At 43.0% G+C, this 19557-nt stretch carries 3 protein-coding genes; all 3 read right to left on the reverse strand.

The features are described from left to right. Positions 1 to 5 precede the first annotated feature (5 nt). The 3 genes from BM415_RS09970 to BM415_RS09980 are packed head-to-tail and all read right to left on the reverse strand — an operon-like array spanning position 6 to position 19546. A complete protein-coding gene (locus BM415_RS09970) occupies positions 6 to 13397 on the reverse strand; it encodes a non-ribosomal peptide synthetase (protein WP_091157406.1) in 13392 nt (4463 codons plus the stop codon). Further along, on the reverse strand, positions 13390 to 15843 hold the full coding sequence (locus BM415_RS09975; protein WP_170862423.1) for a non-ribosomal peptide synthetase: 2454 nt from the start codon (positions 15841 to 15843) through the stop codon (positions 13390 to 13392). The genes BM415_RS09970 and BM415_RS09975 overlap by 8 nt, the downstream gene beginning before the upstream one ends. Then, entirely contained in the window at positions 15824 to 19546 is a 3723-nt protein-coding gene (locus tag BM415_RS09980) for a condensation domain-containing protein (protein WP_091157411.1), read from the reverse strand. The genes BM415_RS09975 and BM415_RS09980 overlap by 20 nt, the downstream gene beginning before the upstream one ends. Between the last annotated feature and the right edge of the window lie 11 nt (positions 19547 to 19557).

Consider the following 19557-nt stretch of genomic DNA (forward strand, 5'->3'; position numbering starts at 1 on the left):
CGAAATCAAAGCTCCTTGATGATATCCTCGATGTCGTCCAGCTCATCAAAAGTCAAATCTGAATCTGTGTAATCACTAGGTGTATACTCTTCCTCTCGATCAATACAATGATTGATTAAAGATTTCAAATGAGAATTAAATTGCTCCAGCCTAAGATTTGCCGTGTTCTCCCCGATTACTTCAGGATTGTAGCGATAAGTTAGTTTAAACTTGCTCTTACTGATCACACAGTTCCATTCTTCGTGATGTGTCATCCTGTTCAGTGGGCTGATTAGCTCACCCATAGGCATCGGTGAAAAATGGTCATCTCGGTTATTCTCATGATTCTCGAATTGACCTAGATAGTTAAATACAATGTCAGCGTTCGAGGCATTCAAGGCCTCCCCCATATCTGTAGTCAAATATTTGAGAACACCGTATCCCGCCCCTTTGTTCGGAATGCTGCGAAGCATCTCTTTCATGTTTCTAAGCGTATCACCCAAGTCTTGTGAGGAAGAGAGGATTACAGGATATATGGAAGTAAACCATCCAATCGTGCGACTCAAATCTGACCCATCTACTAAATCTTCTCTCCCGTGCCCCTCCAGATGAATGAGTATCTCAGTCTCGTAAGTCATAGCAAGAGCTGATAGCAGCAGATCATTCACTTCTGTATGATAAGCTCGATGAACCTCGGTTAAGAGCTGCAGGGTTACCGCTGCATCCAGTTCCATGCTTAATGTTGCGCTGTCTTTATATGTGCACGGTACCTGCTTACGACTATGAAGCGCTACAGCCCGTTCCTCTATTTCCTTCCAGTAAGATGCTTCTCTTTGATAATCCCCTCTCGCTGCTTGAGCAGCAAGACGATGACTCCAGTCAAAATAAGTGTCTGTATTATCCAGGATATAAGGTTCTTCTCCAGCAAGCATAGCGTTATAAATTTGCATTAAATCCTCGATGAGAATTCTCCAAGACACGCCATCAATAATTAAATGATGTATGGCAATGAGGAGATGATCTCCTTGATCTGTTCTGAATATCCCAAGCTTACACAGCATGCTAGCAATATCCATCTGCGAATGAATGGCAGTTGCCAAGTACTCCATTTGTGCATCGTAATCTGTATGTTCTTCAAGCTCAAACGTATCCAGCGTATAGAACGGCCCTTGGTCCAAAGGGCATACGATTTGTTTAGTGACCGCATTCTCCTTGGTGAAGCGAATTCGAAGGGCATCATGTTCGGCAATCAGCTGAGCAAAGGAATCACGAAGCACCTGCTCATTCCATCCTCGCGCGTTATACAGCATCATCGACTGATTAAAGTGTCCCTCATCAACAAAGTTCTGTTCGAAGAACCAAATTTGAATTGGAGTGAGTGGGATTTCGCCAACCATAAGTCGTGATGATTCTCTTTTAATCTCTGTCCGTTCAAGGTATAGGGCGCACTCGGCGATCGTTGGATACAGCATTAAATGTTTAACCTGCAATTTCCACTTCAGCTTAGCAAGCTTCGATACAATTTGAATCGACCTGATGGAGTCTCCCCCGAGCGTAAAAAAGTTATCGTCCACACCCATTTGGGTAACACCAAGCACTTCTGACCATACTTCAGACAGAACAATTTCCTCCTCAGTCTGTGGAGCAACGTAGCTTTCTTGAATTAGATCGAGATCTGGATCTGGCAAAGCGCGATGGTCCAGCTTTCCATTTCGCGTCAACGGAAGCTGCGCAATGAATATGAAATATGATGGTATCATGTACTCAGGGACTCTTTCTTGTAGGAATCTCCTGACTTCCTGTGTTGATAGATTTGCAGAATTAACGAGATACGCACAAAGATAATGTCCTGTATCCGCCTTTCGAGCAATAACTACGGCCTCTTTCACCAAAGGGTGCTCCATGAGCCTGGTTTCAATTTCCCCTGGCTCGATCCGATGTCCACGAATCTTGACCTGATGATCTATTCTTGAGATGAATTCCAGGCTTCCATCTGGCAGCCATTTTACCTTATCACCTGAACGGTACACTCTCGGTTCGTTTAATGATGGTATAGATGCAAATCGGGTATGCGTCATTTCGGGTTCCCCGAGATATTCTTGCGCAAGTCCTTCCCCTGCAATATATAATTCCCCTGCTATTCCGATCGGCTGCAAATGTCCTTCCTCACTGACTACATAGGTCCTTGTATTGTGAATTGGCCGGCCAATGGGTACGGAATGCATGGTGTGAAGTGTTTCATCTACATTGTAGGTTGTCGCAAATACAGTGGTTTCCGTAGGCCCATAACCATTTGCAATCCGGTTCGCTCCCAAGTATTCATAAGCACTCTTCATATGAGGCTTTGAAGTCGCCTCTCCTCCGACGAATACCCGCTTTATATGTTTTAGTGACGTAACATCATAGTCAACCAAAGCGTTAAAGAGAGTTGTCGTTATGAAAAAGGAAGCTACGTGCTCCTTCTCTATTATTTCCGCTAGCTTAGCTATATCCAGAACATCTTCCTTTCGAATGACAATAAGTGTGCTTCCATTCAATAGTGAACCAAAAATTTCAAACGTTGACCCATCAAAAGCGTAATTGGACAACTGAAGAATCCGATCCTCTGGTGTAAGAACAACAAAGCCGTTATTAATCGAAGTCTTGACTACATTTTGATGCGTTGTTACAACACCTTTGGGCTCCCCTGTTGAACCAGAGGTATACATGATATAGGCAGGCATGTCTGGGTGAATCAGCACTATATCACCATTAATTGCTTCACTGTTACTCCAATGAAGTGGCTCTAGAGGTGCATATACACCATTAAAACCATTTATGATGGTGCCACTAGGAGCCGCCAAGATCGTAGCACCACTGTTGTTTAACATATAAGCAGCACGTTCATCAGGATATGAAGGATCGATTGGTACATAAGCACCGCCTGCCCGCAGAATCCCTAATATGCCCACTATCATTTCTATCGAACGCTCTGCGCGTAATCCGACGGCTGTACCCGGACGCAGACCTTTATCAATCAACACTGCAGCAAACTGTCTGGTCAGTCGGTTAAGCTCCGAGTAGGTCAAAGACTCTTCATTAAAATGAACAGCTGCATGATCCGGTCTTGATAATGCCTGTTCCTCAAACAACTCTATAATATTTTTCGAGCGAGGGTACGAGGCGCCTGTATTGTTAAAGCATTCGAGAATTTGCTTCTCTTCTTCAACGGTAATTAATTTGAGCTGGTGTAACTGCCCTTTTGGCTGCGAAGTCATTTGATCCAAGATATGAACAAAATGCTGTGTCATTCGATCGATCTGTTCTGCCTGGTACAGCTCCGTACTATACTCCACGGTCATCTTTAACAGACCATCATTATCATGAACTGCCCAGGTCATATCGAATTTGGCCGTACGGGTCGCCCATTCTAATGACTCAATATCCAACTGACTTAGATGAGCTGCTTCGGGCTTAGCATCTTGAAGCACAAACATGGTATCGAATAGTGGATTTCTGCCTGGGTCTCTATTCATACGAAGCTTCTCAATAAGTTCGTCCAATGGATATGCTCCGTGTTCAAAAGCCTGCAGGGTTGCTGTGCGAATAAGTTTAATCCATTCATCGACCTCATAATGGCCTTCAACACAATTACGGAGTGCAATGGTATTAACAAACATCCCGGCAATAGAAGCCGTATCCGAATGATACCTTCCGGCAACCGGTGTACCTACCACAATATCTTTCTCGGCCGTATATTTGGACAGGAGAACGTTGTATCCGGCAAGAAGCACCATAAACAACGTGGAATTTGTCCGAGTTGATAACTCCTTGAGCCGCTTGTACAGTTGAGAATCAAGTTCAAATGAGTACACTGCTCCCTCAAATCCTCTTCTCACCGGTCTTCTTCCTTCGGTTAGAATGTCGATTACTGCTGGGGACTCCTTAAATTTGCTAACCCAGAACTGTTCACTCGCCAAATAATCCGGTTCCGAACGCCTATGATTATGCCAGGTTGCATAATCCTTAAATTGAATAGACATTGGCTCTAACGCTTGACCTTCATATAACTTAATTAAGTCTTGATAGAGGATACCTGTTGATATTCCATCAGAAGCAATATGGTGAGTATCTAATAGCAGTACATACTCATCATTAGACAAGTCATATAAACCAGCACGAATGAGTGGTGCTTCACTTAGATCGAAAGGACGTATAAATTCCCCTAAACAGGACTCGATATAAATATCTGAGGACAATCCTTGCGTATTTTCACCTCTAATAAGTTCAAATTCAATCTCATTTATAGAATGAATTCGCTGCCTGACTTCACCGTCGTCCATTCCATAGCTGGTTCGCAGCGATTCATGACGATGAATCAGCTTTCTAAGTGCAAGCTCCAAACGCTCTACAATTAATTTACCTTTCATTTTCATAACAATGGGCATATTGTAGCTGTTATTCGTCTCCTCAAACTGCTCTATTAGATACAGTCTTTTTTGCGCAGACGATACAGGATAGCTGACCTGTTCAGCTGCCATAGGAATCGGGTTATATTTTTGTTTGTGCCCTTTTTCTATAAGCCTGCTCATCTCCGCCAACGTTCCCGCGTTGAACAGCTCAGGTAAGGCAAGCTTAACTTCCCAGCGCTCATAGATGCGTGCTGCAAGCATCATTGCCTTTAGTGAATGTCCTCCAAGTAAGAAGAAGGAATCGGCAGATCCAACAGATTCTATACCCAGCAGATCGGACCAGAGATTAGCAAGCTCGATTTCAATGTCGGTGACGGGTTCGACGTATGAAGAAGAAGCTGTCATGGCGGGCTCAGGCAGTGCTCTTCGATCCACTTTTCCGTTGTGCGTTAGCGGAAGCGATTCAAGCAATATAAACACGGAAGGAATCATGTATTCAGGCAGAATAGTTCTGAGCTCCTGTTTCCATCCCATCATCAATTCATCTTCGCTGAACCCAAATCGGGGATGGCAAACAACATAAGCCACAAGCATTGAAGTCCCATTCCGATCTCTATGCCCCTTAGCGACGGCTTCACTTACGCCAGGCAGAGAATTGATCGCATTCTCAACCTCATCCGCTTCAATCCGGTTTCCTCTTATTTTTAACTGACCGTCAGCTCTGCTTATATAAGCCAGGTCTCCATTAGGCAGCCATTTTACGATATCGCCTGTTCGATAACTCCGCTCCTTCTCTTGGAAGACGTCTATAAACTTGCTGCTTGTCAGCTCTGGTTGACCTAAATATCCCTCTGCAAGGCCGTCACCTGCTATATAGAGCTCTCCCGGAATGCCTACTGGCTGAAGCTGATCATTTGCATTTACGACGTATAACCTAGTATTCTTTATCGGGCGTCCGATTGGTATATTTCTAGTGATCTTAATGTAATGATCCACCGAATACATGGATGCAAATACGGTTGTTTCTGTAGGTCCATAGGCGTTAATCATCCTATGCTCTCCCAGTGTATCAAGTGCCTTTAATACATGCTGGTAAGAAGCAGCTTCACCACCGAATATGATCTTGCGCAGGCTCTTCAAGCTATCAAGATCATATTCTACCAATGTATTAAACAACGCCGTTGTCATAAATTGTACGGTGATGTTTTCATTTCTAATCGTAGAGGATAGTACAGAAACGTCCTGAAGCATTGTGCTTGGCAATAATACGAGCGTAGCTCCATTTAATAGTGTCCCAAAAATATCAAAGGTTGATCCATCAAATGCATAATTAGAGAGCTGCAGCATTCGATCTTCTGGGCCGAGCTCCACGTGACCGTTATTACAGCAAACATTTACGATACTCCTATGAGTCGTGATCACTCCTTTTGGCTGTCCCATTGACCCTGAAGTGTACATGATATAGGCTGGGTCAGCGGCTGTTGCATATGTTCTCGTTGAAATGAATGAATCTTCAGCGTAGTCTGCCGGCTCAGACATGGATAGTACTGCCCCCATAAATTGTGGAATACACTTTCCTTCTTCCGCAATCAGCCACTTTGCCCCGCTGTTCTCCAGCATGAAATGGAGCCTTTCATCTGGGAAGCTTGGATCTAGCGGAACATACGAAGCCCCAACCTTCAATACCGCCAATATAGAAACGATCATTTGAGGATTTCGATCAGTGAGCAACCCGACATAGCCGCCATGACGTATACCTTGTCTCCACAAGTAGCCTGCCATTCGAATGACACGGTCGTTTAATTCCTTGTACGTAATCTGCTGTTCTTGATACTTCAGGGCTGTATGTCCTGGTTGTTCTTTTACTCTTCGTTCAAATAGATCGATTAATGACAGATTATCCGGATACAAGGCCTTCGTTTGATTCCATTGTTTGAATTGCTCATATTCTGGCGCCGACAGCATTTCGAGATCTTTTATTTTCGTATTTCGGTGGATAAGCATTTCGTTTAGAAGTCGTTCATAGTGAACGGCCATTCTCTTAATAGAATCCTCATTCCATAGATCGGAACAATATTCAATCTCTGCCATCATTCGCCCTTCTTCTACTTGCCATGCCCAGGTCATATCAAATTTTGCTTGCTGGCCTCGCCATTTCATTGGCCGAACATTTAAATCCGGCAAAGCCGTACTATTCAATTTCATATCCTGGAGAACAAAAAGCGTGTCAAACAATGGATTTCTACTCGGACTAAAAGGAATGTTGAGCTTTTCGGTTAGACTGCTAAGTGAATAATCCCCGTGTTCAAAGGCGTCTAGTATATAATGTTTAAGGTTAGTAATATATTCGACTGCTGTCTTTGCTGAATCCGCTCTAACCCGAAGCGGCAGTGTATTCACAAACATTCCTATCGTTTGTTGAGTATCCGCATGGTTACGCCCAGCAATCGGCGTTCCTACAACAATATCTTCTTCCCCTGTATACCTCGACAGTAGGATGTTATAAGCAGCAAGGAGCAGTGTGAAGGGAGTAGTACTATACTTTTCAGCTTCCTGCTGTAGAAGATGATAACTCTTCTCACCGAGCTCAAACCGATATATACTTCCCTGCGAGCTTTTGACTGCTGGGCGCTGATTATCCATTGGCAGCTCCGCTGTCCCTGCAAAATCCGAGTACTCCGTAAGCCAAAATTGCTCACTTTCTTCATAAGCTTTATCTTTAATCCGTTCGCTCTTCCATACCGCGTAGTCTTTATACTGAACTCTGACTGGTTTTAAAGGAAGCCCTTGATATAAAGTCATCAGCTCGTCGTATAGCAGCTCGGTAGAAACCCCATCTGAAATAATATGATGAGTATCGAACGCCAAGTAATGAAGCTCGGGATGGACGGTTAATAGAGATACCCGTAAAAGTGGGGCATTCTCCAATTGAAAAGGCTTTACAAATCCTGTCATCCATTTGTTTAGGTAATCCTGTATGTTAACTTCCTCTGATTGGTCTTCCACAATAGAACGGGAGATTTGCCAATCAAGCTTACTCATATCGTATATCTTTTGAGAAAACTGACCTGATTCCAAATGAATCGATGTTCGTAATGCCTCATGGCGTCCAATAATTCGAACAAAAGAAGCCTCCAGCCTAGCGATATCAACGATGCCTTCAAGCTCAAACAGCATTGGCATATTATAGCTGAGTACAGCTTCTTCATGCTGATATGCATAATAAATCTGCTTCTGAAGATCGGTTAAAGGATACTCTGGCTGCTCAGGTCCGGATTGAATAGCCATGTGAGGCTGCAGGTCTGACTGCTGAATCCAAGCAGACATATCTGCGAGAATCGGCATTTGAAAAATATCAGACAAAGACATTTTGACATTAAATGTTTGATGAATTTTGCCCACGAGCATCATTGCTCTAAGGGAATGACCACCAATCTCGAAGAAATGATCGTGAATTCCGATTTTGCTAATACCTAGAACTTCTTCCCATAAGCTGACCAGTACTTTCTGCGTTTCATTGGTTGCAGGGGCATAGTTATCACCTTGTTTCAGTTCCAGCCTCGGCAATACTCGTCGGTTCACCTTGCCATTGCTCGTTAGAGGAAGCTCTTCAAGCAGCATGAAAATCGTAGGAATCATATAATCTGGCAAGTAAGGTTTAAGTTCATTCTTCCAGCTGGCAATGGTAAAAGGTGTTAGTTTTAGCAGCCGTTTATCTTCAGCTACAACATATGCACCTAAATAGGAATGACCTTGTTCATCCGTATTGGCGACTACAATCGTCTCTTGAACTCCCTCTAGCATTCGAATTCGGGCTTCAATCTCACCTAGCTCAACACGATGTCCTCTGATTTTCACTTGCAGATCGATTCGTTCGACAAATTCAAGACTTCCATCCGAGAGTAATTTCACCCAATCTCCTGTTTTGTATAAACGGGACGACGATAAATTTGGGTCTACAATGAATCGCTCAGATGTGAGCTCTGGCCTGCCCAAATAAGCAAGTGCTACACCATCCCCGCCTATATATAATTCACCCGGTACCCCAATGGGCTGTCGTTTGCCCGATTTGTTTAACACATAGAGCAAGGTGTTATTTGTCGGACGGCCAATTGGAACGTGGGACGCTGAGCTGATCTCATGAAATGTCGAGAATACAGTCGATTCGGTTGGACCATACATATGAATAAGACGTCCTTCGCCAAGTACATCGAGTGCTCTTCCCACATGATTCACAGATACCTTCTCTCCGCCAAACAGCACTTTTCTGGTTCCCAAAAAGCAGCTCGGGTCGAAGTCAATAAGTGTATTGAACAAAGCTGTCGTTAGGAAAAGAACCGTGATGTGCTGACTCGAAATCACATCTGCCAAAGCTACAGCATGTAGCATCTCTGTACGCTCTATCAAGACAAGTGATGCACCATGGAGTAATGCGCCGAATATATCAAACGTTGCACCGTCAAAGGCATAGTTAGAAGCCTGGAGAAAGCGATCACTATCTTTAATCTGCAAATAACCGTTATTTATCATCGTCTTTACAACGTTACGGTGTGTCGCCAAAACTCCCTTTGGCGTCCCTGTTGATCCAGAAGTATACATAATGTATAGAGGCTGTGTAGATTTGATCTGACGGTAGTTTTCTAGATTGGAGCTAGATTGACCTGACCACAGCGCCGTATCGTAGTGTACGATTTCTCCTTCATAACCAGATACTTCATATTCATCAGATGCAATAACCAGGTGGGCTTGACTATCTCCGAGCATGAACAGTATCCGATCCTTCGGGAAGGTTGGATCGAGCGGAACATAAACGCCACCAGCCTTTATCACTGCCAGAATGGACACGATCATATCCATTGAACGATTCATCAATAGTCCCACACGCTCTCCTGGACGCAATCCTTTCTCAGATATATACCTTGCTAATCGATTAGCAGCTTCGTTCAGTTCTCTGTAGGACATTTTGCTCGTGCCCATGATTAGAGCGTCTGCTTCACTTCTGATCCTGCTTTGCTGCTCAAATAATTCAGCGATGTTCAGATGTGCAGGATAATCCACGCTGGTCTTGTTCCATTCGTCAAGCTGCTCTGCCTCAGTCGATGTCAGCAGCTCCACATCTCCGATACTTAGATCTGGAAATTCAAGAAGCTGGCTAAGAATATGGAAGTAGTGATGAGCAATTCTGTGGATCGTCTCTGCTGTCCATAGATCCGTCCGATACTCAATTCCGAGGTCCATCCCCTCCTCAGTTGAAGAACAAATCCATGTCATATCAAATTTGGAAGTGCCCTGATCCCATTCTGAATAGTGCACACTAAGCTCCGTATTAGCCAGCTGCTCCATTCCCTGGTCTTGTACAACAAACATCGTCTCAAACAACGGATGACGTCTATGATCAGTAGATAGAGAAAGTCGATTAATTAATTTCTGTAAAGGGTACGTTCCGTGCTCAAACGCAGACAGGACTTGTTTATGAACAGAATCCAGGTATTCCCGAACGAGCATTCCTGGATCAGGAGTCGTCCGAATCGCCAGTGTGTTTGCAAACATTCCTGTCAGACTCTCTTCTCCCACTGCTCCCCTTAACGAGAAAGGTGTGCCAACCACGATGTCATCTTCTCCTGAGTATTTGGCGAGTAGAACCTGGAATGCCGCCATCATTATCATAAATAAGGTATCGTGACGAGCGGCAGAGATCTGCCGCAATTTACTCTCAAGCTCAGCAGGCATTTCGAAGCGCAGACGCTGACCCTTGAAGCTCCGATGTACGGGTCTAACATAATCCGTAGGAATATCGATGACCGCTGGCTCATGCTTAAATTTGGACAGCCAGTAACGCTCACTGCTTTCGTAGCCCTTCTCATCCATTTCCGATTCCCAAACCGCAAAATCTTTATACTGAATACGAAGTTCTGGCAGCTGTTGATTCTCGTATAATGCGATCAAGTCCTTCAGTAGAATATGAATAGACATCCCATCCGAGATAATATGATGCATATCTAACAGAAGAACGTGATGATCATCGGCAAATGTCATAAGACCTGCTCTAAAGAGAGGTGCCTGTCCCAGATCAAAAGGAACAATGAATTGACTTGCAATTCGTTTAACTGCCTCATCCGATAATTCATGATGCCTTAACATTTCCTGTTGTAATACGAACGGTTCTAAAGCTTCCACTTGATGTACTCTTTGACATAGCTCACCATTTTGTATCTCAAAAGACGTTCTAAGCACCTCGTGTCTTCGAATGAGAGCTAGTAAGCTCTTCACAAGCTTTTCTATCTTAAGTTCGCCCTTTAATTCCACAGTGATGGGCATGTTATAGCTTGTCTCGGCATTCTCAAATTGCTGAACGATATATAGCCGTTTTTGAATAGAAGAAGCAGGGTAGAGATCCTGCACAGCTGCTGGCTGAATCTTTAATATGTCAGTTTTCTGTTTAGAAACCATCCATTCAGCCATTTCTCGTATCGTCGGAAGCTTAAATACATCCTGTAATGAAATATTGATTTCTAAGTTTTTTTGTATCTTTGCCGCGAGCATCATCGCTTTGAGTGAATGACCCCCGATTTCAAAGAAATGTTCATCGATACCTATTCTCTGAACATGGAGTATTTCTTCCCATAGCGAAATTAATTTCTCTTCTAATTCATTCGTAGGTGCTATATAACTGTCGTTTTCCAGTTTCTCAGGTGCAGGCAATGCCTTATGATCCAATTTTCCATTAGAGGTTTTTGGAAGTGTACTTAAAGTAATAAAAGTACTTGGTATCATATACTCGGGAAGCGTTTGTCGTAATTGTTTTTTCCACTTTTGCACACTGTAGTCGGTTCCTTCCGGAACAACATAAGCGCATAGGTAAGAATGTCCATGCTGGTCACGCTGAGCGGTAACTACCGCCTCTTTGATCGAATCCGTTTCGGCAAGCTTCCCTTGGATTTCTGTCAGCTCCACTCGATTACCGCGAATTTTCACTTGCTGATCAATTCTGCCTCTGTATTCCAGTAATCCATCAGGAAGCCATCTTACTAAATCTCCTGTCCGATACATTCTTTGGCCTGGTTCAAAAGGACATGGGACAAAGCGTTCGTCAGTTAGGTCTTGCTGGCTCAGATAACCTTCAGCCAGCCCGTCGCCAGTAACACAGAGTTCACCAGGAACACCTACGGGCTGAAGCTGATCCGCTTGATTAAGAACGTAAACCTTTGTGTTATGGATGGGTTTCCCAATTGGCACTGTATCGTAAGCCAACAAACTCCCGTCTACTGAATATGTCGCTGCGAAGACGGTTGTTTCTGTAGGTCCATATCCATTGACCAATCTGTTCTCTCCGAGTACTTCAAGCGCTCTTGCAACATGGCTTTTAGAGGCGGCTTCTCCTCCGAAGAATAGCTTTCTTACATATTTAAGGCTGTGAACATCCCAATCGACAAGTGTATTAAATAAGGCCGCCGTCATGAAGCAAGATGTAATTTTCTGTGTGAGCATTGTTTTGGCCAGTTCTTGAACGTTTAGCATTTGTTGTCTAGAAATAAGGATGAGAGAAGCACCGTTTAACATGGCTCCAAAAATCTCATAGGTTGATCCATCAAAAGCATAATTGGATAGCTGTAATATACGATCTGACTCCTGTACGTCCATAAATCCGTTGTTAACCGAGGTTTTGACAATATTACGATGGGTTGTCACTACCCCTTTTGGCTTTCCAGTAGAACCCGAAGTATACATAATATATGCAGGGCACTCAGCTGAAATGGAATAAGCCGGGATCAGAACCTCTGTCATCTCTTTTACATTATTTACGTCATCAATGGAAAGGATCTTTCCATCATAATCTTTTATAATTTGTTCTTTATCCGCAATAAGCCAACTTGCCTTGCTGTCGGTGAGAATATTGCTGATCCTTTCATTTGGAAAAGCAGGATCAATCGGGACATAGATACTGCCTGTTCTTAAGATCGCGAATATAGAAATGATCATTTCCATCGAGCGATCGGCTAACATACCAATCGTGTCTCCGGATCTTACTCCCTTCTTCAGCAGAGCCGAAGCCACAGATTCAATACGCTGATCAAGCTCTCTGTATGTTAGTTGCTCATCTCCCATAATAAGAGCTGGGTGATCTGGATACATCAATACTTGCTTCTTAAACAAGCTAACAATAGAATCATTTCTCGGATATGCTGCAGTTGTGGCATTAAACTGCTCAAGCTTCTCTTTTTCTTCCATGGTCAATATTTTTGCCGTATCTAAGATACTATCCGTCTGATGGATCATGCAATCCATAATCTTGAGATATACGTCAAAAAGCCGATCAGTGAAGTCCCTTTCGTACATGGATACCATCTTGACAGATAATTCGCCAAGCGTTACTGAGACGCTAAAATCTAGTAAAGTGTTTGTTCTTTCGAAGCTAAAGGGCATAAAATCAAACAAACCTTCATTAAGTGTTTCGTAAACATGGAAATCTATAAAATTGAAAGCAGTATCGAAGAATGGATTTTCCATGTTGCTTTGTTCTTCTTCCACAGCTTTTTGGATTTGAACTAAAGAAAGTCTTCCGTACTTTTTTAGTTCATTTTGCTTGACTTGAACGTACTGTACTACTTCTCCCCAACTCATACCTGGATGGAAAATCGTACGGAGCGGAACCGTATTTAAGAAGCATCCCAACATGCGAGCTCCATCTTGAGAGACTGGTCGACCATTTTCTACAAGGCCGATCAAGATATCATTTTCATATGAGAACATGTACAGTGAACTGATGTAGGCAGCTAAACATATGGATTTTACAGTGACTTTTTGCTGTTGTGCAGCTCTCTGCAAATGGTTATACCGATCTGAAGATAGTGTCTTGATGGAAGTGCTTGATTCATTAACCTTGCTTAATCTTGGCTGTTCAGGGAATTCATATTTGCGATAATCACTCAGCTCAGCACGCCAGTAATCGAACATCTCTTGATTCGAAGAAAGGGCCAGCTGTTCAATTACATAATCTCTGTAGGTTGACTTTATGGGATTAAGCAATGACTTCTTCCTCCTTCAACATGCCGCATAAATTTAATAACTCAGACATAAAGACAGCTACGCTCCAGCCATCGAGTATCGCATGATGAAAGATCCAGCCAATATACGTTTCTTCATTCGAAGTAAATAGTACAATTCTCCATAGAGGCGCTTGATGAATATCAAAAGGCTGCTCACGATCTTTTATTAAATAATTCGTAATTTCCGATTCCACGTCCGAGGAGGTTAATCGTACTTCCCTCACTTCAAAATTGACTTGCTCACAAACATATTGAACAGGCACAGGAAAATCAGAGATATTGAAGCCTGTACGCAAAATAGAATGCCTGCTGGCTAGAACACTCATGATCTCATGTAGCTTAGAGGTTGTTACTTGAAGCCCATTAATACGGTATATGAATTGGTCGTGATACACCCCTTCGCCTTGATGCTTTATGTAGTGAAAGACCATGCCTTGTTGAATGTCGCTCATAGGGAACAGATCCAGAACGTGTTGTGGAAGAAATGAACGATATAACGGGTTTTCCATCCATTCCTTTCTTTGTTCGATCAGCTTTGCTTTTATTATTCTTTTTTCTTCATCGATTGTATTCGTTACTTTACTGTTCCGAATCAAGCTTCTAATCGTTGGGTATTTATATAAATCAATGATTTCCATACTCGTACCAAGCTCTTTATTGGTCATACTTATAAGCTCGATTGCCCTGATCGAATCCCCGCCTAGTTCAAAATAATTACTTTCTACACCCATATTGGTGTGATGAAGAAGCTCTTGCCAAATACGGAGCATATTTTCTTCCATGAGGCTCTCTGGCAGGACGAGCTCGGCTGTCTTATTCGACTCAGAAAGAGCACCGGGGGTCGGTAGTAACTTCACATCCACTTTATTGTTTGTAGTCATAGGTATCTCTTGCATGTGGAAAAAGTGAGCTGGAAGCATATACTGGGGAAGATGCAGTGACAAATGTTTTCTTAGATCCCCAGCTTGGTGAGAGCGTTCAGATACATAATAGGCGCACAATTTATCTTCATTGAACCGGTCCTTTTTGACAGTTACGACTGCTTGCTGAACCCCATCGAATTGCAACAATCTGGATTCTATTTCACCTAATTCAATCCGATAGCCTCTAATTTTAACCTGATGATCCATCCGGCCAAGATACTCTAGTTCACCATCCATATTCCAACGGGCTAAATCTCCTGTCCGATATAAACGCTTACCAGGAAGGAAAGGAAGCGTTACAAAACGAGCTTCTGTCAGTTCCGGCCGATTTATATATCCTCTTGCAACCCCATCTCCTGCGACATAGATCTCTCCCTCTACACCGATAGGCACAAGTTCACGTTTATCATCTACAATATAGATTTGAAGGGTAGGAATCGGTTTCCCAATCTTACTGGCACGACTGTTTATTTCTATCATACCTATCTCTTTATATGTGACGTGAACCGTTGTCTCCGTAATACCATACATATTAATCAGCTTCGTTTTCGGAAAATGCTGATTAAAGCTGGCTAACATTGCAGGCTGAAGCGCCTCACCACCAAAGATGACCGTCCGTACTTTAAGGCTGCTATTCTTAACCGTTAATGCGATCCTAGCCAGCTGATAAAATGCAGTGGGCGTCTGATTGAGCACGGTTACCTGCTCTTCTTGCAACAAATGAAGAAATTTAGCCGGCTCACGGGACACAGCTTGTGGAACAATTACCAGAGTGCCGCCATACAATAGGGCTCCGTACATTTCCCAGACAGAAAAATCAAAGCAGAAAGAATGGAACAAAGTCCATACATCCTTCTCGCTAAAGTCAAATAAATTTCTATCATTAAATAGAAGCCGTACAACATTCCGGTGCTCTATCATTACTCCCTTGGGTTGTCCTGTTGATCCGGAAGTATAGATGATGTAAGCAAGGTCTGAGGATGCACTCGTATGATGTTGAACGGCTGGCTGACTATAACCTGGCAAGATGGTGACATCGTTTGGATTTACGACAGGGATATCCAATCCTTCTGGAACCAGCGAAATATCCTGAGCGATACATAGTACGGCTCCACTGTCCTTCAGCATGTAACTGATCCGGTCTTCAGGATACTCCGTGTCAATCGGCATATAAGCAGCGCCTGCTTTTAGTACAGCGAGAATTGAAATGACCATATCCATCGTTCTTGGACAGAGAATGCCTACAATTTGGTTTGGCGTTATACGTCTTGAACGAATAACCTCTGCTAATTCGTCCGCTCTGCTATTCAGCTCATCGTAGGTCAGCTGCTGATCTTCAAATTTGATAGCAATACGGCTGCCGGATTGTAGTACTTGTCTCTCGAACAAAGTCTGAATCGTCATCTCTGAGGGGTAATTAGCATGCGTATCGTTAAAATCATAAAGAAGTCTTCGCCTCTCCTGATCGGGCATGAAATTTAAACTAGACAGTTTGATAATCAACAACCCCTTCCAATATTGTTGTGTAAAAATCCAGCAGCCTCTCGATCGTCTCTCTCCGGTATAAATCCGTATTATATTCCATTCGCAGCTTGAGCACGTCAGACTCCTCATACACATGAAGTATTAGGTCATACTTTGAAGTATCGCCTGTTTCAATTTTCATATGGGCTGTGGTCTGTCCTAACGCATATTGATGCGTAAATTCGTTTTGCAGCGTAAACATCACTTGAAGGGGAGAACGAAGTGAACCTGACTCTCTCTCTGAAATGTTGTTCAGCACCATTTCCAAAGGCACATCTTGGTGTTGATAAGCTCCAAGGGCTGTGTTTTTCACTTGATCCAGCAGTTCGTCAAATGTCATCTCATCCGCAATCTCTACTTTCATAACGACTGTGTTCGCAAGGAAACCGATGAGTTTATCTGTATCTGGCCTGTTTCTATTCGCCATCACTGTCGTAATAGGTAGTTCTGCTTGTCCAGTGAATCGATGGATCAGGTAAGAGTAGGTCGCGAACAAGAGCATAAAAAGTGTTGTGTTCGTTCGAGCTACTTTCTCGTAAGCCAGTTTGGTAACACGAGGGCTAACGATTTTTTCGAGTGTATCCCCAGCAAATCTCGGATTTTCAGTTGATAGAGTATCAGATGGCACCTGCAAGGACATATTTTCTCCTTCTATGTGCTTTTTCCAATACTCTGCTTTACGATATAAAAATGAGGACGAGGTGTTCTCTAGCTCGGATTGCCATAAGATGTAATCAGAGTAGCTCACCGTTTCAGCCTGTTCCTCTATATTTCCGTGTAAATAGAGATGTATGAGTTCGTTCGTAAAAATCTCAACTGACCAGCCGTCTGACATAATATGATGCATGGACACAACCAGCGTATGGTCTTCTATGCTATTAGCTAATAAAGTACAGCGAATGCAATGGTCATTGATAAGGTCAAAGCGTCTGTTTGCCTCGTTCTTAATGTATGTGTTACGGTGCAGCTCTCGTTCTTCCTCACTCCACTCTTTCAAATCTACAAATTGAACGTAAGGCACGACATGATCCTCGATATACTGATAGGGACTATTGTTATCCACACCGAATCTAACTCGCAGTGCTTCATGTCGTCCGAATAAAGTTAGAAGACTTCCATAGAGTGTGTCATATTGAAGTTCACCTTGAAACCTGATAGAGAATGTGGAAGTGTAGAATGGGCTGTCCGGGACCATCATATGCAAGAACCATTGACTCTTTTGTTTAAGTGTCAGGGGCAGCCTCTCACTTTTATGAGATCGGACGGGTATCGTTAAGAACTCCTCTTGCTCCTCTGCGTCACTCAACAACTCTAACAAGCCGGCTACTGTTGCCTGTTTAAAGAATTGTGCAGCAGTGATCTGAATAGAATACCGTCTATAAATCATTGTGATCAGCTTGGACATTTTAAGAGAATCGCCACCTAGCTGAAAAAAATCCTCGTGTTCGGACAGTTCCGTTAAACCTAGGACCTTACAGAAACAATCAGCCAAAAAGGCGGCCTTCTCTTCTGTATTCTGGTCCTTTCCTACTCCTTTTGCTTGAATACGGTATAATTCGATCCGGCTTGGATTGAGATGGTTCTCTTCCAATAAATTTCTTATGGCCAAATAAAGAGCAGATTCCGAAATTAATCCTTCATCTAAGGAGTACTGAACCCTCACCCGAGTATTTTCATCGATTGTATCGGTAATAGTCTCCTGTTCTTCTTGAATTTTTTCTATTAATCTACTCTTCTGTACACGTTCTTCTATTAACTGTTCCAATTCATATAGCAGCTCGTCGTAACAACCCTGCATTAAATCACTCACAAGCTGCAGCCTCTGGATCTTGCCGGTAGGCGTACGGTGGAAATTCTCTCTCCTGACCGGAATTACATATCTCGGATAAACTCCAAACTGTCTTGAAATAACTCCTCTTAGATGTTGTATAAGTAAGATGCTGAAATCAGGTTCGTTGTGTATCGGACTAAAAAACAGTAATAGATGATCATTTCCATTCTCTCCTCCGGACATGCCAGCAGCAGCTACATATCCAGGAACGATTCCTTCGACTTCTTTCAAGGCAGCTTCAACTTCAAAGTTATATACATTCTTGGCGTTAATAATAAGAACATCTTTCTCTCTTCCAGTGAGGATAAGACTTCCGTTTTTTACAAAGCCAAGATCACCTGTTTCAAACCATCCATTCTCTGTAAATGCTTCCTTCGTTGCAGCCTCATTCTTGTAGTAACTGTCAATGACTGTACTTCCTCTGAGATGCACTTTGCCAACCACGCCTTCACCAAGCTCAGATCCATTCGGATCCGAGATACGAAGCTCTACTCCTGGGATGACATTTCCAACCTCAGCAAAAGCTACGGACGTATTGCTGTCATTCCCTTCACCAAATATTAAATGATCCTCCAGGCTGTCTTTGCGAACGAAATATACTCCCGTTGATGGAGAGTCATCTAGTTGTTGTCCAAAGCATAAGCTTCCTGAAAATTCGGACATTCCATAAGCGGGAATAATGCAGTGATTACTTAATCCAAAACGAGCTAGTTTTCTTAGAAAGTTTTTCGCTGTCATCACTGAAATGGGCTGACCTACATTTAATAGGATTCTTACTGAAGACAAATCCCAATGATCATCAATACTTTCTTCGTTGAGTTGATTGATCTGATCGTATCCAAAATTAGGAGACCAGGAAAAGGTCACCCGATGCAAGCTCATATCCTCCAGCCATACAGCCGGACGTGATAGAAAACGCTCAACAGGACTTAGAACTTGTTCGCTGCCGATCACCATGCCAAGAATATGGTTGGTTAGAAGACCTCCTGCATGATACAGTGGCATCCAATTTAAAGTGACTTCATTCTCAGTTAATTGTAAATGTCGCTGAATACCAATGATGTTGGATAATATATTTGAATTTCTGTAAGAAACGCACTTTGGAATGCCAGTTGTGCCTGAGGTGAATAGGAACATAGCATAGTCCTCGGCATTCGCTGGATGACGATATGAAGAAGGGATGGATTGAAGCAAATCGTTCGTTGATACGATTCTGTCCGTCGCATGATGAAGTGGTTGATCGGTTACGATCAGTGGAGATTCGAGGAGAACTTGCACCTTCTCGAATTTTTTTCTTTCTGCGTGATTAGCTGAGAGCTGCAATGTGTTTTTCATAGGTGCTGGGAGAAACCCGCCCATGATGCAGCTCCAGAAGAGGATAACAAAGTGATCAATTCTTTCGATCTGGAAAATGACTTTATCACCTGGTTTAAGCCCTTGAGCAACAAGTCCGCCAAGCATCCGCTCCGCCTGCAGTGATAACTCAGCGTAATTCGAAGTTATGATTTCGCCACTGTTTAAATAGTAATGAATTTTTTTGGCGGGAAACTTAAGGACCGTTCGATCGAAAGCTTCAATTAAAGTATGCGGGTCACTCTCGTTCCAAGTTAACGGCTTCCCTATTAGAAGAGATGAATGCTGCTCATTCGGTCCACTTAATTCCTCCCTCAACTTCACTGTCGGCTTGGAATATGTAAAATGCTCCCCCCTCGTTAGTAAAACGGAGGCTGGGTTACGGTTTGTATCATCTAAGCAGGCTAAACTGGTTTGTTTTTCATGGAGAGTTACCTTTACATTAGTTAGCTTATAAAGTTGTCGAATACGTTGTTCAAGCAAGCAGGCTAACATCATTCAATGCTTCC

Origin of the sequence: Paenibacillus sp. 453mf, from assembly GCF_900116105.1 — a bacterium.
GTDB lineage: Bacteria > Bacillota > Bacilli > Paenibacillales > Paenibacillaceae > Paenibacillus > Paenibacillus provencensis.

Coding starts and splice junctions, on each gene's coding strand:
- BM415_RS09980 (WP_091157411.1), bottom strand. CDS start 19,546: ATGATGTTAGCCTGCTTGCTTGAACAACGTATTCGACAACTTTATAAG.